At 64.8% G+C, this 23,228-nt stretch carries 20 protein-coding genes; 7 read left to right on the forward strand and 13 right to left on the reverse strand.

Going from position 1 to position 23,228, the window contains the following annotated elements; genetic code table 11:
• Positions 1-17 precede the first annotated feature (17 nt).
• Genes AAFN84_RS20275 through AAFN84_RS20290 form a run of 4 tightly spaced genes read right to left on the reverse strand, consistent with a single transcriptional unit; the run spans position 18 to position 5,288 of the window.
• Positions 18-638: a cysteine hydrolase gene (locus tag AAFN84_RS20275; protein WP_347516498.1), complete on the reverse strand. Its 621-nt coding sequence runs from the start codon at positions 636-638 to the stop codon at positions 18-20.
• Positions 635-2,686, reverse strand: a complete 2,052-nt coding sequence (locus AAFN84_RS20280; protein WP_347516500.1) for a hydantoinase/oxoprolinase family protein — start codon at positions 2,684-2,686, stop codon at positions 635-637. Before AAFN84_RS20280 ends, AAFN84_RS20275 begins: the two co-directional genes overlap by 4 nt.
• On the reverse strand, positions 2,686-4,419 hold the full coding sequence (locus tag AAFN84_RS20285) for a hydantoinase B/oxoprolinase family protein (RefSeq protein ID WP_347516637.1): 1,734 nt from the start codon (positions 4,417-4,419) through the stop codon (positions 2,686-2,688). The genes AAFN84_RS20280 and AAFN84_RS20285 overlap by 1 nt, the downstream gene beginning before the upstream one ends.
• Positions 4,416-5,288, reverse strand: a complete 873-nt coding sequence (locus AAFN84_RS20290; RefSeq protein WP_347516501.1) for an isocitrate lyase/phosphoenolpyruvate mutase family protein — start codon at positions 5,286-5,288, stop codon at positions 4,416-4,418. Before AAFN84_RS20290 ends, AAFN84_RS20285 begins: the two co-directional genes overlap by 4 nt.
• Before the next feature lie 659 nt (positions 5,289-5,947).
• Here AAFN84_RS20290 and AAFN84_RS20295 point away from each other — a divergent pair.
• Positions 5,948-7,030 (forward strand): DSD1 family PLP-dependent enzyme, encoded by a 1,083-nt coding sequence (locus tag AAFN84_RS20295; protein ID WP_347516638.1) that lies wholly within the window; start codon positions 5,948-5,950, stop codon positions 7,028-7,030.
• Positions 7,031-7,060: 30 nt separating this feature from the next.
• Here the strand turns inward: AAFN84_RS20295 and AAFN84_RS20300 are convergent, their stop codons facing one another.
• From AAFN84_RS20300 to AAFN84_RS20325, 6 genes are all read right to left on the reverse strand, one after another.
• Positions 7,061-8,659 (reverse strand): FAD-dependent oxidoreductase, encoded by a 1,599-nt coding sequence (locus tag AAFN84_RS20300; RefSeq protein ID WP_347516502.1) that lies wholly within the window; start codon positions 8,657-8,659, stop codon positions 7,061-7,063.
• A 29-nt stretch (positions 8,660-8,688) separates the two neighbouring features.
• Positions 8,689-10,140, reverse strand: a complete 1,452-nt coding sequence (locus tag AAFN84_RS20305; RefSeq protein ID WP_347516503.1) for an aldehyde dehydrogenase family protein — start codon at positions 10,138-10,140, stop codon at positions 8,689-8,691.
• 10 nt (positions 10,141-10,150) lie between these two features.
• Positions 10,151-11,167, reverse strand: coding sequence for an amidohydrolase family protein (locus AAFN84_RS20310; RefSeq protein ID WP_347516504.1), 1,017 nt, complete (start codon positions 11,165-11,167; stop codon positions 10,151-10,153).
• A gap of 94 nt (positions 11,168-11,261) precedes the next feature.
• A complete protein-coding gene (locus AAFN84_RS20315) occupies positions 11,262-12,032 on the reverse strand; it encodes an IclR family transcriptional regulator (RefSeq protein WP_347516505.1) in 771 nt (256 codons plus the stop codon).
• A complete protein-coding gene (locus AAFN84_RS20320; RefSeq protein ID WP_347516506.1) occupies positions 12,029-13,963 on the reverse strand; it encodes a TRAP transporter fused permease subunit in 1,935 nt (644 codons plus the stop codon). The genes AAFN84_RS20315 and AAFN84_RS20320 overlap by 4 nt, the downstream gene beginning before the upstream one ends.
• 105 nt (positions 13,964-14,068) lie before the next feature.
• A complete protein-coding gene (locus AAFN84_RS20325; protein ID WP_347516507.1) occupies positions 14,069-15,025 on the reverse strand; it encodes a TAXI family TRAP transporter solute-binding subunit in 957 nt (318 codons plus the stop codon).
• A gap of 239 nt (positions 15,026-15,264) precedes the next feature.
• Here AAFN84_RS20325 and AAFN84_RS20330 point away from each other — a divergent pair, with 239 nt between their 5' ends.
• Positions 15,265-16,995: a thiamine pyrophosphate-requiring protein gene (locus AAFN84_RS20330; protein WP_347516508.1), complete on the forward strand. Its 1,731-nt coding sequence runs from the start codon at positions 15,265-15,267 to the stop codon at positions 16,993-16,995.
• 36 nt (positions 16,996-17,031) lie between these two features.
• The gene (locus AAFN84_RS20335; RefSeq protein ID WP_347516509.1) at positions 17,032-17,787 is read left to right on the forward strand and encodes a sulfite exporter TauE/SafE family protein; all 756 of its coding nucleotides are present in this window, start codon (positions 17,032-17,034) and stop codon (positions 17,785-17,787) included.
• Positions 17,788-17,811: 24 nt separating this feature from the next.
• Here the strand turns inward: AAFN84_RS20335 and AAFN84_RS20340 are convergent, their stop codons facing one another.
• Positions 17,812-18,780, reverse strand: a complete 969-nt coding sequence (locus AAFN84_RS20340; protein ID WP_347516510.1) for a helix-turn-helix domain-containing protein — start codon at positions 18,778-18,780, stop codon at positions 17,812-17,814.
• A gap of 263 nt (positions 18,781-19,043) precedes the next feature.
• On the opposite strand from AAFN84_RS20340, the gene AAFN84_RS20345 reads away from it, so the two are divergent.
• From AAFN84_RS20345 to AAFN84_RS20355, 3 genes are all read left to right on the forward strand, one after another.
• Entirely contained in the window at positions 19,044-19,400 is a 357-nt protein-coding gene (locus AAFN84_RS20345) for a hypothetical protein (protein ID WP_347516512.1), read from the forward strand.
• An 8-nt stretch (positions 19,401-19,408) separates the two neighbouring features.
• A complete protein-coding gene (locus AAFN84_RS20350) occupies positions 19,409-19,609 on the forward strand; it encodes a hypothetical protein (protein ID WP_347516513.1) in 201 nt (66 codons plus the stop codon).
• Positions 19,610-19,787: 178 nt separating this feature from the next.
• Positions 19,788-20,555, forward strand: coding sequence for a hypothetical protein (locus AAFN84_RS20355; RefSeq protein ID WP_347516514.1), 768 nt, complete (start codon positions 19,788-19,790; stop codon positions 20,553-20,555).
• Positions 20,556-20,558: 3 nt separating this feature from the next.
• Here AAFN84_RS20355 and AAFN84_RS20360 read toward each other — a convergent pair whose 3' ends face one another.
• Both AAFN84_RS20360 and AAFN84_RS20365 read right to left on the reverse strand, forming a co-directional pair.
• The gene (locus tag AAFN84_RS20360) at positions 20,559-21,077 is read right to left on the reverse strand and encodes a hypothetical protein (protein ID WP_347516515.1); all 519 of its coding nucleotides are present in this window, start codon (positions 21,075-21,077) and stop codon (positions 20,559-20,561) included.
• 16 nt (positions 21,078-21,093) lie between these two features.
• Positions 21,094-21,384: a hypothetical protein gene (locus AAFN84_RS20365; protein ID WP_347516516.1), complete on the reverse strand. Its 291-nt coding sequence runs from the start codon at positions 21,382-21,384 to the stop codon at positions 21,094-21,096.
• Positions 21,385-21,681: 297 nt separating this feature from the next.
• Between AAFN84_RS20365 and AAFN84_RS20370 the strand changes: the two genes are divergently transcribed.
• On the forward strand, positions 21,682-23,208 hold the full coding sequence (locus AAFN84_RS20370) for a hypothetical protein (RefSeq protein ID WP_347516517.1): 1,527 nt from the start codon (positions 21,682-21,684) through the stop codon (positions 23,206-23,208).
• Positions 23,209-23,228 lie beyond the last annotated feature (20 nt).

Here is a 23,228-nt window from a genome sequence, read left to right on the forward strand (position 1 = left end):
GGTCGCGCGCAGCGGGTTCAGCGCTGCGCGAGGATCGATGCAGCCTGCGCGCAGGTCAGCGGTGTAGCGATGGTCGACAGGTCGGCGACCGAGCGATCATGCGTCTCTGTCTTGAATGCGGCGCAGCCGTCTGTCAGGAGCACGGTCCTGAAGTCGCGCACGTGGGCGTCGCGCAGCGTCGATGCAACGCCGCCATTGGTGACGATGCCACAGATGATCAGCGTCTCGATGCCAGCCTTGCGCAGCACCCATTCCAGCCGCGTCATGTAGAAGGCGGAATAGGCGACCTTCTCGATCGTCACGTCCGCCGGCTGCAGCGTGTCGACAAGCGAATGTCCCCAGCCGCCGGGCGCGAAATCGCCCTTTCCGAGAAACGGCCGCAGTTCCTTCAGATGCGGCGAGATGAACGGTTCGCCGCCCTTGCCGGGCACCAGCGTGAACTGGGTCGAGATCACCCAGCCGCCCTTGTCACGAAGCGCGTCCGCAACCGGCTTGACCCGTTCCGGCAATGCGGCGATCGCGTCGCTTTTCTGCCCGCCGCGCGCATAGGCGCCATCGGGATGGATGAAGTCGTTCTGCAGGTCGACGATGAGCAGGGCGGTGGAGCCAAGGTCCGTCGCGGAAAGATCAACGCTCATTGCACGGGCCTCATCACGAGATTTCCATAATCGTCCACGGTCGCCGCCAGGCCCGGATCCACGAAGATCGTGGTATCGGCCTGCTCGAGGATCGCCGGACCTTCGATGACGGCCCCGACCGCAAGGCCGAGGCGATCGAATATCCGCGCCTCGTGGAAGGCACCTTCCGCATAGATCCGGCGCGTGCCGCGAAGGCAGTCCTCAGCCGCCTTTCCGTCGACGGGCGCGAAGACCGTCATGTCGAGCTTGGGGCGCCGCCCGACCACCGCGATCCGATAGTTCATCACGCGCGTCTGGATGTTGTCGAGGAGACGACCGAACGCTTCCTTGTAGGCTGCATCGAAAGCCGTCGAAATCGCGTCTCTCGTCAGGCCCCCGGCCGGGATCGTCACGGGCACGCTCACCGTGTGGGTCTGGCCGAGATAGAGCATGTCGAACTCAAAGATCCGGTCGATGCTCTGGAATGCGATTTCGGCGGCCTTCAGCAAGTCCTCCGTCTCGCTTGCAACCTGCTCCATCTCGGCTCCAAGAGCGGCGGCGTCGAGTTGGCTCAGGAGCTTGTTGACGGTCTGCACGCGGTCGTGGCGCATGTCGGCAACGACGCAGCCGAGGGCCGAGGTCACGCCCGGGAAGCGCGGCACCAGCGCGGAGCCGAGACCGACTTCCTTGATCAGCGCACCGGTATGAAGCGAACCGCCGCCGCCAAAGGGCATCGCTGCGAAGCGTGCGGGGTCGTGCCCCTTCTCGATGGACACCAGCCGGATCGCGCCCGCCATCTTGGCGTTTGCGAGCTTCAGGATCGCTTCCGCCGCATCCTCGATCGACAGGCCCAGCGGGCCCGCGATATGGGCGTCGATCGCCTGGCGCGCGGCGTCGACATCGAGGCGGGCCAGCTTGCCGCCGATCGGGCGATCGGGATTGATCCGGCCAAGCACGACATTGGCGTCGGTGACCGTCGGACGGTCGTTGCCAAGGCCGTAGCAGACCGGGCCGGGGTCAGAGCCTGCGGATTCGGGTCCGACCTGCAGCAGCCCGCCGCGATCCACGGAGGCGATCGAACCGCCGCCAGCACCGATGGTGGTGATCTCGATCATCGGGGTGCGAACCACCATGCCGAAGTCGATGGCGGTCTGTGCAGACAGCGCGGCCTTGTTGCCGGCGACCAGCGACACGTCGAAGGACGTACCGCCCATGTCGCAGGTGATGATGTCGTCGAATCCCGCCGCCCTGGCGATTTCCTGCGCCGCGATGACGCCTGCCGCCGGGCCGGACAGGGCCGTGCGCACGGGATATCGCTTGGCGGTCTCCACCGACATCACGCCGCCGTTTGACTGCACGATCAGCACGTCGCCGGCAAAGCCCCTTTCGGCCAGGCCCTTTTCGAGCCTGTCCAGATAGGACGAGACGACGGGCTGCAGATAGGCGTTGAGCGTCGCGGTGGAGAGGCGTTCGAACTCGCGGATTTCCGGCAGGATCTCGGTGGCCGCCGTCACGTATTCGTTCGGCCAGACCGAGCGGACGGCTTCCACTGCCTGCTTTTCATTGTCGGCATTGGCGTAGCCGTTGATGAAGAACACGCAGACCGCCTCGCACCCTGCCTCCGCAAGGTCCTTCGCGCGCGCCTTCACCTCCTCCAGATCCACCGGCTCGAGAATCGAGCCGTCGGCAAGCGTGCGTTCCGCGACTTCGACACGGTCACCGCGCTCGACGACCGGCGTGAAGGCGCCTTTCAGTCCCCAGGTGGTCGGGCGGTCGCGGCGGCGCATTTCCAGCACGTCGCGAAAGCCCTGCGTGGTGATGATGCCGGTGTGGGCACCCTTGCGCTCGAGCAGCGCGTTGGTGCCGACCGTGGTGCCATGCACGATGGTGCGGATGTCGGCGAAATCGCCGACCTCGCGGGAGATGCCGTCGACGAAACCCTTCGACTGGTCGCCGCGCGTTGAAGGCACCTTGACCGTCTTCACCTGTCCCGACGCTTCGTCGAGGATGAAGACGTCGGTGAACGTGCCGCCCACGTCAACGCCGATCGTGTACTGGACTCTCTTCATTATGCCGACGCTCCCCGCAGCGCATTCGTCTTTTCAAGGTCCGGATCACCCTGCGCATCGAGCACCACGCCGTAATCCTGCCTGGCGCGGGCCGCGGTGACGAAGCCCTGCCGCACGTCGCGCGCCACGGCTTCGGCATCCCGCTCGAACGCGCTGCCGTAGCCGCCGCCGCCGGGCGTCTCCAGCCTGACCTTCTGGCCCCTGTCGATATGGATGCCGACCATCTTGGAGACCATCGGCGGCGTGTGGTCGCCGTCGGCCTGTTCGTAGGTGAACCGGTTCAGCGCCGCGTCCCCACCGCCGACGACCCCCTTTGGCGCGAACTTGCCGCGCTCGCCGAAGAGGAAGACATCCGCGTTCTTTTCGAGAAGCTCGATCTCGTAGATCGCGCCCAACCCACCGCGATAGGCGCCGGCGCCGCCGGAATCGGGGCGCAGCCCCCATTTGGTGAAGCGCACGGGATAGGCCGTCTCCAGGATTTCCAGCGGCGGTATCGTGGCCGTCGAGATCGGGGCATTGCCGTGATTGAGGCCATCGCCTGCGCCATGGGCGCCATGTCCGCCACCGAAGAAGGAGAACATCACCCAGCGCTGCCCATTCGTCCGGTGTCCGGCGAGAGACAGCGCGTTGATGGTGCCGTAGGCGCAGGCCATCGCCGGGGCCGGCGCGATCTGTGCCACTGCCTGGAACACCACGTCGATCAGCCGCAGGATCGTTTCGGTATAGCCGCCGACAGGTTTCGGCGCGCGTACGGAGAGGAGCGAATCCTCGTCGATGCGGAACTCGACCGGCTCCAGCACGCCGGCATTGGCGGGCACATCGCCGAAAATGTGTTTCAGCGCCACGTAGCAGGCCGCCACCGTGGTTGAGCGCGAGATGTTCACCGGCCCCGCGCAGGCCGGCGAGGAGCGCGAGAAGTCCATCACCATCCGGTCGCCGTCGATCGTCAGGTCGAGCGCGATCTTCAGCGGCTCGTCGGAGATGCCGTCATTGTCAAGAAAATCCTCCGCCGAGACGGTGCCGGAAGGCAGGCCCTTTATCTGTGCGCGCATCATCTGCGCAGCGCGAGACTTCAGCTCGCCCAGGCATTGCGCGATGGTGGCGTCGCCATATTCGTCGAGAAGTTCGACGACGCGCTTCTGGCCCAGTTCCAGCGCGTTGATCTGCCCATTGAGGTCGCCATAGAGCGACAGCGGAAGGCGCGAATTGGCCGACAGGATGTCGACAATGTCGGACTTGTAGACGCCGGCCTCGAAGAGCTTCACAGGCGGAATCAGCATGCCTTCCTGGAAACACTCGGTGGCCGCCGGATTGTAGTTGCCCGGCACGTTGCCGCCAACGTCGTGCCAATGGCCCACCGAGGCCAGGAAACAGAACACCTTTCCGTCGCGAAACACCGGCTTGACGAGACGGAAGTCCGACAGGTGCGTTCCCCCGTCATAGGGATCGTTGAAAATCCAGACGTCGCCGTCCTTGATGCCGTCCTGCCGGGCCGCCTTGTCGATCACCGCCTTCACGGCAAACGCCATTACGCCGACAAAGATCGGCAGTCCGGATTTCCCCTGAACCAGCGTGTCGCCGGTCACCGCGTCATAGATGCCGTGCGAGGCATCGTGGGCCTCTGCGATGATCGGATTGAACGCCGAACGGAACAGCGTCGCATCCATCTCGTCGGCGATCTGCTCCAGGCGACCCTTGAGGATCGCCAGCGTCACGTTGTCCAGGGCCATCAGGCGTCTCCACCGTCGTAAGTCTTGGCGCTTTCGAGGAGTTCGCGCGTACCGATCACATCATTGAGCCCGGCAAAGTCGAACATGCGGGCGCGGAAGGCCTCGTTCGACCCGTTGGCCAGCAGGTTCGCGTAATAGTCGCGTGCCGTCGCCGCCACCGCGCGCACCACGCCGCCGGGAAAGATGACGAAGGAGAATCCGCGATCCTGCAGATCCTGCGCGTTCATGATCGGGGTCTTGCCGCCCTCGACCATGTTGGCCATCAGCGGGACCCGGCCGCGAAACCGCGAGCAGATCGTATCGAGTTCCTCGACAGACTGCGGCGCCTCGATGAACAGCAGGTCGGCCCCGGCCTCGAGATAGGCTTCGGCACGATCGAGAGCCGAGGAAAAGCCTTCCACGGCGATCGCGTCGGTACGTCCGATGATCAGCGTATCCTCGCTGGCGCGCGCGTCGCATGCAGCACGTATCTTGCCTGCCATCTCCGACGACGAGATCAACTGCTTGCCGTCGAGGTGACCACAGCGCTTGGGCATCGTCTGGTCCTCGAGTTGAAGGGCATTGGCCCCCATGCGCTCGAACACCCGCACCGTGCGCTGAACGTTCAGCGCATTGCCAAAGCCGTTGTCGGCATCCACCACGATCGGCAGGTGGATGCGGTCGCGCACGACAGCGACCGTATCGGCCACCTCGCTCATCGACACGAGCCCGATGTCGGAACGCCCGAAGCGGGTGTAGGCGATGGAGGCGCCGGAGAGATAGACGGCCTCCGCCCCCGCCTGCTCGGCGATCAGGGCCGAGAGTGCATCGTAGACGCCCGGCGCGACCAGGATCCGATCTTCGGCCAGGCGCTGTTTCAACGTTGTTTTCATTGGGGCCGATCTTTCCCGCGCTGGGCTGCAACGCGCGTCGTCAGAAGGGGAAAGAGCCCCTCGTCTGAAAGCATTGAAACTTGGGATATGTGTCGTGAATGCACCGGCACCTTCGTGCCGTCGACGGGTGCAGCGCGGCAAGCCACTTCAAGCTCGCCACCGACTGCGTAAGCCAGAATCTCGTACGGCAGGGTAGCGGCCATTCGATGCATTTTCCGTTCGTGGCAGCGTCGGCTGTGCCGACCGGCGGGACCATCACCCCACCAGCCAGACCAAGCGCGTACCACGTCTTCCCTCTTCTAACTCTAATGGTATATCAATATACCATTATGTCAATTTCCCCCGACAGCGATACCGGGGTTTCGGGCTCTTCACAACCTAGGGGGACGAACGGCTCTGCAGCGATCGAGCATGTGCGGGGCCGGCGATGTCGACGCGACTGCCTTCAAGCCATTCGCAAACGGGAATTGGCGTCGCTCCGGTCGATCGGCACGACATGCTGACGACGCCTCTATCTTTTGGGTGGCCACTTTGGAAAACTGCCCGCTGCGGCGACCACATCGTCCGCGAATCGCCAAGGAGAAGTGTGCGTGCACCATTCGATCCATCCGTCCCTCGCCGGCGCAGAACCCGGTTTCGATGTTCCCGCACTGCCCGGCATGGCCTTGCACGAGATCCAGACCCCTGCCCTGATCATCGATCTCGACGCGATGGAACGCAATCTGGACCGGATGCGCCAGGCCGCCGAGCCGAAAGGCGTGCGTCTGCGCGCGCATGCCAAGACGCACAAATCCGCGGACATCGCGCGGCTGCAGATGGAGCGTGGCGGAGCCTGCGGCATATGCTGCCAGAAGGTGTCCGAAGCAGAGGCCATGGTCCGCGCCGGCATCACCGACATTCTCGTCGCCAACGAGGTTCGCCAACCCGCGAAGCTGGCGCGTCTGGCCAAGCTCGCCGAACGCGCTCGTATTCTCGTCTGCGTTGACGATCCCGCAGCGGTTGGCGATCTGTCAGCCGCCGCCGTCGCTGCGGGTACGACGCTCGAAGTTCTGGTCGAAATCGACTGCGGCGCGGGACGCTGTGGTATCGCGCCGGGCGAAGCAGCCCGCGACCTTGCACTGGCGATCGACGCGGCTGCCGGACTGCGTTTTTCCGGCATCCAGGCCTATCACGGGCGGGCCCAGCATCTGGCGACGGAATCCGAACGCAGGAATGCCATCGCGCATGCCGAAGCGCTCACCAAGGAGACGGTCACGCTGATCGCGGCGAGCGGACTGGAATGCGACATCGTCGGCGGGGCGGGCACCGGCACCTATCCGTTCGAGGCCGCGAGCGGCGTGTGGAACGAGCTTCAGTGCGGCTCCTACGTCTTCATGGATGCGGACTATCGCCGCGCTCTGGGCGAAACGGCCAATGACGGCTTCGAGCACGCGCTGTTCGTGCTTACGTCGGTGATGAGCGTTTCGTCCGGCAGGGCCGTGGCGGATGCCGGGCTCAAGGCGCTTGCTGTCGACAGCGGGCTGCCGACGGTTCACGGCATCGACGGCGTGACCTGCACCGGACTGTCGGACGAGCACGTGCAGTTCGCCGATCCCGCAGGCCGGTTGCGCATCAACGAGCAGGTGAGACTCGTGCCTGGCCATTGCGACCCGACTTGCAATCTTTACGACTGGTATGTCGGCATGCGGGGCGACCGCGTCGAAACGCTCTGGCCGGTGACGGCGCGCGGCAAGCTCTACTGACGGTCAGCCAGCGCTGCGCAACTGGCCCACCTAATTGTCCGACATGCTGCCGCTGGCCTGCCGAAGCAGCGCGTCCGCATCCGCCGGTGGCGTATCGGAGGCCCAGGCGACGAACTGGTCCGGCCGCACCAGCACGTAGCGCGCCTTGTACTTGGCGCATTCCCCGTCGGCGGTGTCCCGCATCAGCGCCAGAGGAATGCCGCAGGCCTTAGCGGCTGCCTCGAAGGCCGCGGCCACGCCCGCCTCGCCATCGAACGTCAGCAAGGTGAAACCCTCGCCCAGCGTCTCGTAGACATTGCGCCCATCCGACAGGACGAGCGGCGCCAGATGATGCCCGGCCCGCGCTTCGAAAACGTGGCTGCCGACGGCATTCGTTTTCGCGCCAGGCGTGCCGGCGACGATCGGCGAGCCGCGATAGTTCGGCTCGAAGGCATTGACCTCTCCTCGGGCCCCGGAACCGCGCTCGGCCCATTCGGCCTCGAACGCCTTGCGATCGCGCTCAGGATCATGGGTCGCCAGAAAAGACCGGTCGCTTTCGATCGCCTTTTCGATGAAGTCGCGTGCCGTCGAGGCGAAGACCGGGCGACGTTCCGCATCGTATGTGTCGAGCAGGCTGGCACCACCCCAGCCCTGCAGCGTGGCGGCAAGCTTCCAGCCGAGGTTGCGCGCGTCCTCCAGGCCGGTGTTGATGCCATAGCCGCCATAGGGCGGGTGACTGTGCGCGGCATCGCCGGCGATGAAGACGCGGCCGTTGCGGTAGCTGTCGGCAATGGCGACCCGCAGGTCCCAGAAACCGATATGCTCGAACTCGACGTCGAACGGCGCGCCGACGGCGCGGTGAAGATACGATTCGAAGTCGAAATTGTCGGCGGTGGTTCCCGGCGGCACCGGGGCATGGAAGAACCAGGTGTTTCCCAGGTCGACGCGCCCGAAGAACTGCCAGTAGCCTTCGAGGTCCGGGTGCAGCACGTTGTAGAAGCTCTTGCCGGGAAAACGCTTGAGCAGTTCATGCAGCCCGGTCGAGCGGAACACCAGCAGCACCATCAGCCGGTCGTGGTCGGAGCGCGTCTGGGTGATGCCCGCAGCCTCGCGCAGCGACGACTTGCTGCCATCGCAACCCACCGCATAGTCGGCGCGTATCCTGATGCGCTCCCCGCTCTCGCGGTTCAGCGCGGTCACGACCACGCCGCCGGTGTCCTGCTCGACGTCGTCGCCGCTCCATCCGTAGAGGAGCTCGATCGAGGGCAGTTGTGCCGCGCGCGCGCGCAAGACCTCTTCCGTCGCATATTGCGGCAGGCGCTCGTTGTCGGTGAGGTAATAGGGCCGAACGAGTTCGCGCTGCAGCCAGTCATAGTGGTAGTCGCCGAGCAGGGTTCCGTATGCTGTCAACCCGCCAATGCCGTATTCCTTCGGCACGGTGCGTGCCGCGCGCAGTTCCTTTTCCGCATGCCAGAAATGGAAATGTTCCATGGTGCGCTGGGTCAGGTTCTGGCCCTTCGGCACCGGCTGCGGTGTCGGGTACTTCTCGACGACGACGACGGCAACGCCGCGCTGGCCGAGCTCGATGGCAAGTCCCATCCCCACCGGGCCGCCGCCGACGATGACGACCTGCGTTGCTCGTTCCTGCATGATCATGCTCTCAGGGCTGCGGCGGGCGGTCAGACCGCGCCCGCCTCCAGATAGACGTGTTTGGTTTCGAGGAAGTCGTTGAGCCCCTCGACGCCATGAAGCCGACCGAGACCGGAATGGCGATAGCCGCCCGTCTCTCCCTCGGCGAAGAGCCGTCCGTGACAATTGAGCCAGACGGTGCCGGCGCGGATGGCGCGCGAGATCCGCGTTGCACGGTTCAGGTTCTGCGTGAACACGCTGGCGGCGAGCCCGTAGCGCGTCGCATTCGCCTTGGCGACCGCTTCCTGCTCGTCCTCGAAGGTCTCGACCGAGACGATGGGGCCGAACAGTTCTTCCTGGACCAGCGGCGACCGGACATCGTCGATGCTGAACAGCGTCGGGGTGATGAAGGCACCCTTCGCCAGCGGTCCGTTTGGTGCGCCACCCTTGAGAATGAGCTGGCCCTCGTCGCCCGCCTGCTCCACCAGTTGCGCGACGCGCTTCTGGTTCGCATGGTCGATGAGAGATCCCATCTGGCTCGCAGGATCTGCGCCCGGTCCGGTCCTGACGGCCTCGAAGGCCGCCTTGACCCGCGCGGTAAACGCCGCCTCGATCGGCTTGGCCACCAGGAAACGCGTCGCCGCGACGCAGATCTGGCCGGCCATCATCAGCGAAGCGGCAGTCAGTTCACGCACCGCCTGGTCGAGATCGGCATCCTCGAACACCACGGCCGGGGCCTTGCCGCCAAGCTCCAGCGACAGCCGCTTGAGCGTGGGCGCGGCGCCCGCCATGATGCGCTTGCCGGTGGCGCTGGAACCCGTGAAGGAGATGACGTCGATGTCTTCCGAAGCGACCAGCGCCTCGCCGACCTCGATGCCGTTCTCGTTGACCGAATTGACCACGCCTTTTGGAAGCGACGCGCACCCGTCGACGCAGCGCATCACCAGGGCATGGATCAGCGGCGTCTGCGGCGCCGGCTTGATCACCACCGTGCAACCCGCCGCCAGGGCAGGCCCGAGCGAGCGGACGAGCAGGGTGACCGGGGCGTTCCACGGCACGATGATCGCGGTGACACCGGCCGCTTCGCGGTTCATCATCGAAAAATTGCCCGGCGCTGTTTCCAGCGTTCGCCCGAGTACGGTGCGGGCAAGCCCGGCGTAATAGCGCGTCTCGGAGATCGACCCCATGATCTCGCCGACGGCTTCGCGCTTGAGCTTGCCGTTTTCCGCGACGATCAGGTCGGCCAGTTCGTCCTTCACCTCTTCCAGGCGGTCGGCCAGTTCGTAGAGCGCGGCCGCACGCTGACGCGGCGACGACGACCAGCCAGTGGTCTCGAACGCCTGCTTTGCGCGCGCCACGGCCTGCTCGGCAAGCGCCTTGCTGCCGGGCTGCCAGGAACCCAGCACCGAACCGTCGGCGGGGTTGACGCTGTCCGAACTGGCGGCTCCGGCGATCCATTCGCCGCCGATGTAGTTTCGGGCTTCGGGGTATGTTGCCGTCATGATCCTACCCTCACTGCTTCAGGCCGAGCAGCGTCTGCGCATTGCCGTGGAAGAGCTTGGCCCGAACCTCCTCCGAGACGTCGAGGGCCTCGAGGATCTTGATCGTCTCGCGGATGTACATCGGACCGCCCTCGGGATCGAACGGCGCGTCGGAGGCGAAGAGAACGCGGTCCTCGCCGAAGAACTCCATGGCGTGCTCGATCGCCTTGCGCGAACCGAACGAGGCGGTATCGGCATAGAATTCCTTGAAATAGTCGAGATGCGGACGCTTCAGCGCCTTGCGGACTTCCGCCAGATCGCGGTCCGTCGTTCGCTTGCCCATCTGGTCCCAGCCGGGGCCGACACGGCCTTCGAAGAACGGCACCATGCCGCCGGCATGGTGCGTCACGACCTTCAGGCCCGGGAACTTGTCGAAGAAGCGCGAGAACACCATGCGCGCCATCGCGGCCGACGACTCGTAGGGCCAGCCGAACGTCCACCAGATTTCGTATTCCGAGCGCTTCTCATTGGAATAATCGCTGAAGTTCTCGCCGCGGGCGGGGTGCAGGAAGACCGGCTTGCCGGACTTCGCCATGTATTCGAAGAAGGGCTCGTATTTCGGCAGGTCGACCGGATCGCCGGCGATGTTGGTGAAGATCTGCATGCCGACGGCGCCGAGATCCTCGATCGCGCGGCGGCTTTCCTCGATCACCGAGTCGAGGCTGTTCATCGGCGCCGTGCCGATGAAGCCGGGGAAGCGTTCCGGATACTTCTCGACCAGCTCGGCCATAGAATCCGATCCGATGCGCGAAAGCTCCAGCGCCTTTTCGGGACCGGCCAGCTTCTCGAGCGGCGGCGAGGCGAGCGAGAGCACCTGCTGATACTCCTCGCCGAACATGTCCATCACTTCAAAGCGGCGGTCGAGCTCGGTCATCATCGGCACCGCGCCGGAGCGCATGGTGATGTCCGTCATCGTGCCGATATGGTCGATCAGGGCGTCAAAAAAGGGCTTTGGCCAGATGTGGTTGAATGCATCGATCTTTTTCATGGGGAAGCTCCTCCTTGCACGCTCGCTGATGCATGCAAAATGCGCACCTCTCCCGCAGAAGTCAATTCCATTCTCACGTTATGAGATTAGTGAATCAGTTCTTGTGGCGGTTGCGAGACAGCGCGTCGCTGATATCGGCGGCCGCCTGCCGCACCTGGCCGCTGATCTGGTCGATCGCATTGCCATCGACGAGATTGCCCTTGATGGTCACGCAGATGCTCGCGACGGGGCTTTGGCCGGCATCGAAGATCGGCGCGGCGATCCCCACGACGCCGGGCGTGACCTCGCCGAACGCCACGGCGCAGCCGGCCTTTCGAACGCGGCGCAGGCTTTCCACCACGTCCTCGATTGTATCGCCGAGGCCCACGGCGCGGAACTCGTCGATGCTCTGCTGGATGAGCGGCAGAAGCCTGCGCTTCGGCAGGAAGGCAAGGATCGAGCGTGCGATCGCGCCCCTGCCCAGCGGCATCGGGCGGCCGCGCGGATAGCTGCTGATCGGGTTCTTCGTCGAGGAAACCGAGTCGACGCAAAGGATGCGCGTGCCGTACCAGCGCACCACGAGCGCCGTGCACGAATACTGGTTGGTGAGATTCTCGAGATAGCCATGGCCGCGGATGATGACCGGATCCGACTTGCGCATCAGGTAGTCCATCTCGACTACTTTGGGACCCAGCGTGAAGCCCGCATTCGGCATCGAGACCAGCAGGCCGGCATCCTTCAGGGTCTTGAGATAGCGATAGAGCGTGGGCCGGCTATAGCCCAGCTCGTCCATCAGTTCTTCCGGCGTCCATTCGAGACGATCCTCGCTGAAGACCTCCAGCACCGCGAGCACGCGCTCGAGACTGTTGGAAGCCTTCTTCGTCAAGACACCGCCTGTACCGATCGGGCCCGCCGCCAGTCTGCGGCCATCAACAGCAGGCCGCCGATCACACCGACGAGGTCCGTGTATTCGGCTCCGGGGAACGTCCCTGCGGGGACGAGTGCCAAAAGACCGAAGAAGATGAAGAGCGCACGATATGCCAGCGAGAGCTTGGACATGAAATAACTGGCGAGGCCAGCCGAGACGAGCCAGACGCCCAGCGTCGCCGTGACGATCGCGACAGCAATGTCGACCGGTTCTCCGACCATGATCAGCGTCGGGGAATAGACGAACAGGAACGGTATCACGAACGCCGCCCAGCCGAACTTCATCGATGCGAAACCGGTTGCCATGGCGGAGGCCTTGGCGATGCCCGCGGCCGCGAAAGCCGCGATGGCGATCGGAGGTGTGATCATCGACATCATGCCGAGATAGAGGATGAACAGGTGAGCGGCAATGGGATTGATGCCGACTTCGATCAGTGCGGGCGCCACCAGCGCGGCCAGCAGCACGTAGACGCCGAGTGTCGGCAGGCCCATGCCGAGCACGATGCAGATGACCGCGGAAAGCAGCAGAAGGACGAGCTTGTTGCCGCCTCCGAGCTGCACCAGCGCATAGGTCAGGTTGAAGGACAGACCCGTCACGTTGAGAATGCCGATGACGATGCCCGCCGCCGCCGAGATCAGGATGATCTCCACCACGTTCTGGCCGGTGAGCGGGATGGTGCGCAACACCTCGCGTAGGCTGGGCCGGGTGGACTGGTAGCCGAAGATGAACGAGGTCAGGATCACGACGAGGCACGAAACCAGCGCCGCCCGTTCCGGCTGCCAGTTGAGCGCGAACAGCCCGTAGATCAGGACCGCGAAGCCCAGCACGAAATGCCAACCGCTGAGGACCGACTTTCTGTCGGGAATGTCGGACTTGGCCACGCGGGAAATGCCCAGACGCGCGGCGTCGAGATCCGCCTGGATGAAAAGCGCTGCGTAGTAGAGCAGCGACGGCACGACGGCGGCCACGACGACCTCCGCATAGGACATCTGCAGGAATTCCGCCATCAGGAAGGCGGCGGCGCCCATCACCGGCGGCATCATCTGGCCACCGGTCGATGCCACCGCCTCGATCGCGCCGGCCTTGTGAGCCGGATAACCATCGCGCTTGATCATCGGGATGGTGACGATGCCGGTGGCCACGACGTTGGCCACGGCCGATCCGGAAATCGAACCGAACAGCGCCGATGCCACCACGGAGATCTTCATCGAGCCACCGCGGAAGCGGCCCATGCCCAGCAATGCGGCGTCGGTGAAGAACTTGGAACCGCCGGTCGCCGCCAGCAGGTTTCCAAACAGGATGAAGGTGACGACGACGGTGGCGGCGATGCCGAGAGGCAGGCCGAGGATGCCGTTGGAATCCAGCGCCATGTAGCCCGCCAGCCGTTCCCAATCCTGGGATCGCCCTTGCAGGCGGCCGGGCATGAGGTGGCCCAGCAGGCCATACAGCAGGAAAACGGCGATGATAATCACCAGCGCCCAGCCCGTTGCGCGGCGCACGGCCTCGAGCAGAAGCAGAATGACGACGATGCCCGGCAGCCAGGCCTGGATCGGACCGGCGAAGATCAGGTTGACGATCGCGGGATAGTTCCAGGTGATGTAGGCGAGCGCTGCAAACGACGATGCGGCGGCCAAGAGGTCGTACCAGGGAACGAGCTCTCGCTCGGTCCCGCGTCGCGCGGGCAGGATCAGGAAGGCGAGCGGCAAGGCAAGCGCCAGCATGGCGCCCATGAACTGCTGCGGATAGACCGCGATGCCGAGCGCACGCGGAATTGACAGCGCCCAGGCGACCGCGAGCAAGGTCAGGCAAATGGCCAGCCCGTCGGCGATCGGCCGCCAGACGCCCACGGGCAGCGCCGCCCCGAAACTTTGCCGTTCGTTGGATGTCATCTTCGCTCTTTTCCGGACTTCGAATCGTTCCGCGGTTGCGATACGCGCGCTACCCGGCCACGTACCGAAGCGGCGCCGCTCTCGCGAGCAGCGCCGCCCTCGGTGCTATTCCTGCCAGATGCCGACTTCCTTGTAGAAGCGGATCGCGCCCGGATGGAACTCCGATACGCCGATTTCGCCGGCCATGTCGTCCGGATTGAACGCGTTGAAGGGCGGGAAGGTCTGCGCCATCTGTTCCTTGCCTTCATACATCGCCTTGGTGAGCTGGTAGACGGTTTCCTCGTCGACGCCCGCATGGGTGAAGATCACCTGCGGGTAGGCGAAGTAGGTCGAGGTTTCCTCGACGCCCGGCGCGTTCGGGCCCGGCTCCATGGTGGCGAAGAAGCCGACTGGCCAATGCTCGCGAATGGTGGCGAGGTTTTCGTCGTTCTCCTCGATGGACAGCGCGCGCAGGCCGCCCACGGCCGCGTCCGCTTCACGCACCTTGCCCGCGCCATGGGCGAAGATGAAGCCGACCGCGTCACCCGCGATGAACGCATCGGCGCCGCCGACCACGCTGGGAACGTTCACCGGCTGCATGTCGGCTCGCGTCATTCCCGCGGTGGCGTACATGGCGTCGAGCTGGGGCAGGATGGTGTTCTGGGCGGTGTAGCCGTCGACCATCGGCTGGCCGCGAAGATCCTCGATCGAGCGGATGTCGGAGTCGGCCCGCACGAAGATCGCCTCGACCAGAGGCATCACGAGGCCGACGATCCGCAGGTCGGGATTGACCGATCCTTCGAACCATTCCTTGCCTTCGAGGGCGTAGTTGACTTCCTGGAGATTGGCGGCGCCAAACTCGATCCCGCCAGACGCCACGAAGGGAATGTACTGGTTGGGGCTGGTGGCCGGCTGGATGGTGGCGTTGATCCCGGCACGGTTGGCGGCATTGGCCACCGCGGTCCCGATATTGTGAAAGATCGAGCCGGGGTTCGACGTCGCAAAGCCGACCGTCTGGGCTGACGCTGCGCCACTGAACGCGATTCCGGCGGCAAGCACGACAGGTGCAAGTAGGGCTTTCATAGGTTCTCCTCCGTTGATTGCGCCTGTATCGCCCACTCCTTGGCGATACAAAATCCCATAAAAAGAGATTATTGACGCAATATGCACTTGCAATCGCCGTCATTACAAGGGCATTTTTTTGCCGCGCCGCATCGCCCCTGCTCCGCATGGCTCGATCCATGGTGGACCGGCCGAGCGCTTCCGGGACCGCCAGGCACGCTCGCGGTGCGACGGATTTGAGACTGTGGAGGAGTTTTCGGATGACCAACGACACTGCGGGGCAGGCCCGCTACACCACCCGTGCCGGGTTGACCGGTGCCGAAACACTGCTGCTCGGGCTCAAGCGTGCGGGCATCGACTACGTCTTCGCCAATGCAGGCACCGACTTTCCGCCGATCATCGAAGCCTTCGTCGCGCTCGACCCCGCCTCCGTGCCGCAGCCGGTGACCGTGCCGCACGAGACCGCCGGCGTGGCGATGGCGCATGGCTACTATCTCGCCACGGGCACGGTGCAGGCGGCGATGGTGCACGTCAATGTCGGGCTGGCCAATTCCGCGATGGGCATCATCAACGCCGCCAGCGACAACGTGCCGGTGCTGATGATGTCGGGGCGCACGCCGATCACCGAAAGCGGCCGGCTGGGCGCACGGATGACGCCCATCCAGTACGGCCAGGAGATGTACGACCAGAACTCGCTGGTCAGCAACGTCACGAAATTCTCCTACGAGATGCGCTATCCCGAGCAGGGCGACACGCTGGCCATTCGCGCCACCACGCTCGCGATGAGCGAACCGCGCGGGCCGGTCTATGTCAGCCTGCCGCGCGAACCGCTGATGGAAAAGGTTGCGGAAAAGGCGGCGCGGCCGACCGCGAGCCAGGTGGCGTCTTCCGCGCCATATCCGGATCCCGCTCTCATCGAGTTGGCAGCGGGTTGGCTCTCAGCCGCCAAGAACCCGCTGATCGTGTGTCAGCGCGGTGACACCGCCGGCCGCGTCGCCAGGGCAATCGAGCAACTCGCCACGTCGCACGCCATTCCGGTCGTCGAACCGTTCACGATCCGAAACGTCATGCCGTCCGACCACCCGATGTTCCTCGGCTACGACATCAAGGCGCCGCTCGCGGAGGCCGACGTCGTGCTCGTCGTCGACAGCGCGGTCCCGTGGATGGAGGCCGTACATCGTCCCGGCGACGAGACGAAGGTCATTCATATCGGCGCCGACCCGCATTTCCAGCGCATGCCGGCGCGGGGCTATCAGGCCGACCTTGCCATCACCAGCGATGCGGCGGCGGGCGTCGAGGCCCTGGCACGCTCCATGGAAGCGCCGGGTCCCCAGGTCGATGCCAGGCGGTCACAGATCGAGGCACTGTCGAAGGCGCGGGTGGCGGCGGCCGACGACCTCGCAAACCAAGGCCGCGCTGGCCCGATGAGCGCCGAATGGCTGAGCCGGTGCATCTCGGACGTGATGGACGATCGTGCCATCGTGTTCGGCGAGCTCGGTGTGGTGCCGAGCGCGATGCGCGTCAAGAACGCCAACCAGATAATGACCAACCCGCATTCCGGCGGGCTCGGCTGGGCGATGCCTGCCGCCCTCGGCGCACAACTTGCCGACCGCGATCGGCTCGTCATCGCCTGCATCGGCGACGGCTCCTACATGTTTGCCAACCCCACCGCTTGCCACCAGATCGCCGAGGCGCTAGGCCTGCCGATACTGACGATCGTCAAGAACAATGGAATGTGGAACGCGGTGCGGCGATCGGTGATCAACAGCTACCCCGACGGCCTCGCCGCCAAGACCAATGCGATGCCCCTCACCTCGCTTGAACCCGCGCCCGACTACTGCATGATCGCGGCCGCCAGCCGCGCGCATGTGGAGAAGGTCGAGCATGGCGACGACCTGCCCGCTGCCCTGGAGCGCGCCCTTGCCGTGATCAGGAACGAACGGCGGCAGGCCTTCATCGAGGTCCGCGCCGCAATATCGGACAAGCATTGATGGGCGCGCCCTGCCAGAAACCATGAAGACGACACCATGACCATAGACCCGGCGCAGTTCGCGATCGTCTTCGTTTGCCTCGCGCTTGGCGGTGTCCTGAAGGGCGCGACGGGCGCCGGCGCGCCGATCCTGGCTGTGCCCGCGCTGGCCGCCGTCTTCAACGTCAAGCTGGCGGTGGTCATCATGATGATGCCGAACCTGCTGCCCAATGTCTGGCAATGCTGGCGGTTCCGGGCCGACCGGCTCCCGAACAACTTCGCCTGGATATTCGCCGTGGCTGGCGGCGCCGGCGCGTTCGTCGGCACCGCCATGCTCGCAGCGCTGCCGCACGAGACGCTGTCGCTGATCGTCGCCATGGCGGTCTTCGGTTATGTCGTATTGCGCCTGGCCAAACCGGACTGGAAGCTCGCCTTCGAAACCGGAATGCGCTTCGCCGCGCCGGCCGCCTTCGTGGCGGGCATTCTCCAGGGCTCGTCCGGCGTCTCGGCGCCCGTGTCCATTTCCTACCTGAACGCGCTGCGGCTGAAACGTGAGACCTACATCTTCACGATCTCGGTGTTCTTCACCGCGATGACGCTTGTGCAATTGCCGGCCCAGGCCTGGTTCGGCATGCTGACGCCAACGCTGATCGGCCTCAGCCTCGCCGCCGTGGTGCCGATCCTCGCTTTCATGCCCGTCGGCGCGGCCCTGGCACGCCGCATGTCGCCGGCTGCCTTCGACCGCGCCATCCTGCTGCTGCTGGCGGCTCTTGCATGCAAGCTCGTCTACGAGGCGCTTGCCGGGGCAGCCTGATCGGGCTCGTCGAATACCCGCGAGCTACGGGACTGCGCCGCCATCGGCCCTGACGTCCGTCGGGGTTCGTCCAAAACGGCGCTTGAAAGCATGGTTGAACCAGGACAGGTCACTGAAGCCGCAGCCATAGGCGATGGCGCTTATGCTTGATCGCTCCGTCGTGCGGTCGCTCAAGCGCCGGAAGGCGGCGAGCAGCCGCTGCTCGCGCACATAGTCGGTGAAGGCGATGCCGCCCGAATTGAACAGGGCACGAATGTAATGCGGCGAGATCGAATGGCGCGCCGCCATCGAATCGATGGAAAGAGCCGGGTCTGCGAGGGATTGCAGCACGTCACGCTTGATCGCATCGAGCCTGGCTGCGCGCACCCCGCGTGAGCCCTCGCGCTGCGTCGCACCCGCCTTCGCTCCCAACGCCGCGATGATCAGGTCGCGCATGTGCGAGCCGGCCAGCATGGCGATCTCGGGAGAAAGCGCGGTGTCGGCCATCAGGCCTTCGGCATAGCTTGTCAGCAGGGCCAGTTCCATGGAGGACGGTAGCGGGTCCCGCAGCACCGCATCGATGTCGGCGACCACCGGTTCGACAAGCCTGCGCGGGATGGCAATGTTGAGGAAATGCGCTCCCTGCGGCGCGACAGCGACCATCCTCTTGTCGTTGAGCCAGAGATAGGCTTCGCCGGCGCCGAATTCCGCCTCGCGTCCCGGTTGCTGGGCGGCGATCCCGGCGCGCCTGGCGATCGTCAGCACGAAATCGTCGTTGCCGTCGATCGTCTGGGCGTGCGTGCGTTCGATGCGGTACGGCGAGGTCGAGATCGCGGCGATGCTCAGTCCCGGAAGCAGACGCAGCGACATTTCGACCTGCAAAGGAGCATCGCCGGCCGGTGCGATGTTCATGCGCGTCACGCTGGCATAGACATCCTCGACGCTCGCATCGCCCCGCGCGCCGCCACCCATGCCATTGGTGGAAAAACGGACCAGCCCTCCAGCGTCGTCCATGGCAGCTCCAGCACAGATCCGGCGCGTTCCCTGCCTGGAATGATCAAGCAGGACCGGATGCATGCTATTACGCTGCGTAACGAGAGCCAAGCAAATATCACCGCGCGCTGTGCGGGGCATCACGCGCTGCGATTGTCGTCGTCATGATTGCGACCGCGCAACACTCCTTCGAACAGGCGATCGCTTCATACCCCCGCCGGGGTATTCGGCACCGGCCCGCCGCATCTAGGCTTGCCCGTGAAGCATCAGCCGCGAGGAAGAGCATGAAGGCGCCCAGGATTGTTGCAGCGGTTCTTGTCGGAAGCCTCGGATCCGGCCTTGCCCACGCTCAAGCGCCGGTCAATCCCTACAGCTACACGTGCGGTGCCTACATCGCTGCCCAACAAGGGCAGGAACGGGGTCCGGCCAATGCCGTGCTTTACTGGGCGATTGGCTACCTGCAGGGCCGGCTGCCGCCATTGCCCACCAACCAGTATACTGCTGAAACTTTCGGCAAGGGCCTTCAGGAGGTCCATGTGGCGCTGATCCGTTTCTGTCCCAACATTCCCAACATGGTCATTGCAGAATTCATGAACAACCTGGCCGGCGACGTCGAGAAGTCGGCCACGGCTCAGCAGTAGGCTTGGCCATGGGCTTCCCCTTCAAGCTCTGGCTGGCAGCGATGATCCTTTGCCTCGGTTCCGCGCCACATGCCCTTGCGCAGTCACGGTCGGGCGTCAAGCATGGCGAAGGCTGGAGCGTGGAGCAGCGCCACCACACGGCGATCGAACCCTATCGGCTGGCGGCCGTGTGGGCCGCGCGGGCCAATCAAGCAGCGGGGACCAGATGACGTTTCCACATAGAGGTCCGCCCGGCCCTTGGAAAAGGCGCTTTGCGATCCTGCCGATGGAACTGACCTACGGCCCCGACAAGGGCAAGGAAGTGTGGCTCCGCTGGTATTATGCGCGATGGCGCTGGTTCCTTGGTGCGCAGGTGCTCGACCGCACGCTGCAGCCGATCGACTGATCGTGCGGTCGATTGGACAACGAAGCGGCGCGACCGCGGCACGCCTGGTGCGCATCGCCTTGTGCGGGATCATTCTCGGATCGGCTCTCCCCGCCATTGCCAAAGATGCGCAGCCGGGTGTCTTCGAGGATTGCGAGACGCACCTCGCGGCGAGCGGGCTGCAATTCACCATCATCGAGGCCACCGACCCGCATGGCTATCCCGGCGAACGAGGTAGCCTGGAGATAGACCATGCCGGCGCGCTTCAGCCGGTGTGCCTGACATGGCGCTACGAGGACGGCTCCATCCGGCATGGTCTGGGACTGACGCTCGCCCAGAGCGGTGTTCTCGCGGCCTTCTTTGGCGACGGCATCATGCGCATTCACGTTTATCGGCGTGAAGGCGGGGTTCTCGACGGGATCTCGGCAACAGCCTCGACGGACGCGGCCACCGCAGCCGTCAGGATGACCGAGACCGCCAGGCGCGAGGTCTACGACATCGACGGCGGTGACCGGTTCACCATTGCGAGGTTTCGAGGCGAGATTTCCACCGTCACATGGCACACGCCGCAAGGCGACATGCCCGGCATGGCGCTTGAACACGGCGCATACCTTGCCGCAATGGCGATCGATCCGGCACGCCACCATGGACTGGCTCTCTACGTTGCAGACGCCGATGGCGGACAGGCAACCGGACGCTGGACATCGAAAGGCGCCTGGGGGGTCGGGACCGAGACGCTGCACGTCCATGGGCCCTCCGACGCAGAATCGTTCTTCGAGCCAAATCGGTAGGTTCTATCTGCACGCGGTGTGCTCGCCGGTCGCGGCATCGTAGTCACGCCTGCAGCCGTCGAGCCCTCCTGCCGCCACCCAGAGACCGGTCGCGAATGCCAGACACCCGAAGGCGCACGCACCGAACGCATATGTCCTGCCTGCAAGGCGTGCGAGGTTCCAGATGACGACGATCAACGGTCCGAGAATCAGTGCAAACTGCATCGGCTCACGAGGCACGCGGAGGCCGTTGCCGGGGCCGGTCGACATGATGATGGCGAGCATTATGCAAACCGCGCCCGCGATCGTCAGGCCCACGACCAACGCCCGGCGCACCGCCATCCGCTCTTGCCAGCGCTGCGGCAGAACCACGGAAGCCAGAAGCGCGACCAATCCCGGCAGCGCCAGCAGGTTGAAGGCGGCGCCAAGCCACTTCTCCTCGGCAATCAGTTGCGGAACTGCCACGAAAAGCATCGGCAGCACACCGGCCACGAGAAGCGCCGGCAGCAGCAACACCACCTGTATCAAGACCCGCGCGGTCATGTTTCCGGCCGATACCTCAGTCCGTCCGCTCTATCGTGCTGACCGCGAAGGCGACCAGGATGAACATGAGAACCACGCCCCCCAGCAGCAGCAGCATCGTCCGTCGCATAGACTGCGTCCGGCCGTCGCGCGCGACATTCAGGTTGGTGATGGTGTGAAGCATCATGGCCCAGCGCGGAAAGCCCGTGCGGTTGACCAGGTCCGGAGAACGCTTCTCGATCCGGTATGAGAGAAGGATGGCCCCGATGAAGAGAGAGATCGTGACGAGTGGCCATATCGACATGAACGCGGATACCAGTGGCGTCATTGGCAGGCCCTCCTGAGAAGATTCCCCGGATCCCCCGGAATGCGGTGGGACGCGATATGCGAAGTTGCGTTCGCAGCCGCGCGTTTCCCTCTTGTGCCCAGCCATCGTCGACACTCGTCCTCCCATAGCCGACCGTCATACCCTTCGCGGGGTATGCCCCGTCGAAGGGGAGAATGAAGAATTGCCGGACGATTATCGAGGGACCAGATCATGCGCACCGGCAAGTGCCAGCTATCCTGGAGCGACCGCGTCGCTCGCCACTCTCGCGCGTTGCCAAGGCCTCGGCGTGGCGGTCTGTTGGCCGTCATCCTGATGTCCCTGGTGATGTTCCACGGGCCAGCGACCGCCCAGACCCCGCAGCAGAAGGCCGACATCGCGAGTGCCGTCGGTGAGCAGACGGCCGATGTCATCTTCACGGTTCGAGAGGCCATCAATGCGCTGGGCTCCGGCTGGGCCAATTCGCAGTTCGAAAGTGATCGCGCAGCCGAGCTGGCGGAGAGCTATCGATCGAGCGCGGAACTGGCGCTAAGCCTGGCCCGGCAATCGCTGTCGAAGAACGAGCGGACCGTTCGTGTCGTTGCCGCGGCGGAGATGCTGGTGAAACAGTCGGCCGCCCTCGTCGACTGGATCAAGACGGGCGATCGATCGCCCGCACCGAACTATGCCGTCATGCAGATGACGACCGATGCATTGCTGCTCGGTCAGAACGCGACCAGCGCGCCGCCGCAGGCAGCCGCGCAGAGGCAGGAAGTGTCGCTGCGCATCGTCAGGTCTCAGGCGCCAAACGGCGCCGCTGGCGATCTTGGAACATTGTCGGTGGTCCACACCGGCGTCACGGTTCCGGAACGGCTCAACTGGACCTATGAAGATGGTTCGGCCGATGAGGGCCTCGGCGTTCCTTTGCCTGGAACCGGCATGCTGGCCGCCTCTTTCGGGACCAGGGTCAAGAGCATCCATCTTTACCAACTGCGCGAGCCGGGCGTCGACGGACCTGCCATAGAGGGGCGCTGGGCGCCGGCGCAGTCGGGAACCACGATCCGCTCCATTCGAATGACGGCGGCGAACGATGCGATTCTGCCAACGGAATTTTCGATCGAGGGCGGCGGCACGTTTTCGATGCAGAACCGTGCGACGGGGGTGCCCCTTTCGGTCAAGTGGACGTTTCCCTCGGGGGCAATCTCCGGCGTCGGCGTGATGTCCGGCAATTTCCTTGCCGCCATCGCCACCGATCCCGGCGAAAGCAATGGCGTGGCCCTCTACAGCATGGCGCCTGACGCCTCCCGGGCGACAAGCCGCTGGGTCGTGACGGGCTCGCCGGGAGTGGGAGCGGAGGAACTCGTGGTGACACGAATTGCCGGCGCGAGCCCCCCTATCGAAGCACCGACACCGGCAAGCGCCCCTGCTCAAACCGGCGTGTCGATCGATCCTGTGTCGGAGATCCGGCAGATCGCAGAAGCTCTGCGTGACGACCTTGGAAACGCCTCGCAGTGGAGACCGACGACCTCGCAGATCAACGCCATCTCGGCCACCAAGGCCGACGCCGACAAGCTTCGCGCCTATGTCGAGATGGTCTATGCGGACCTCTCCCCCGGCCGGGCGGCAGCCAAGGGAGGGCAGACCGAGGTGGTCGTCACCGGCCCCGACTTGAGGGATCTGGCAGGCGGGTATCGCAAATATATCGAGCATTTCCGGCCCGGTACGACGATCTACGGCTTCAAATACGTCAAGCCGGGCGAGGACAGCGGCATGCGCTATGACGGCATCATCCGCGTCAACGACGCCTGGATATTCATACCCAAGGCATGGCGTGCATTCCGCGACTAGTCTTGACGCCATATCGGAGC

The sequence above is a fragment of the Mesorhizobium sp. CAU 1741 genome (assembly GCF_039839275.1).
Taxonomy (GTDB): Bacteria; Pseudomonadota; Alphaproteobacteria; order Rhizobiales; family Rhizobiaceae; genus Aerobium.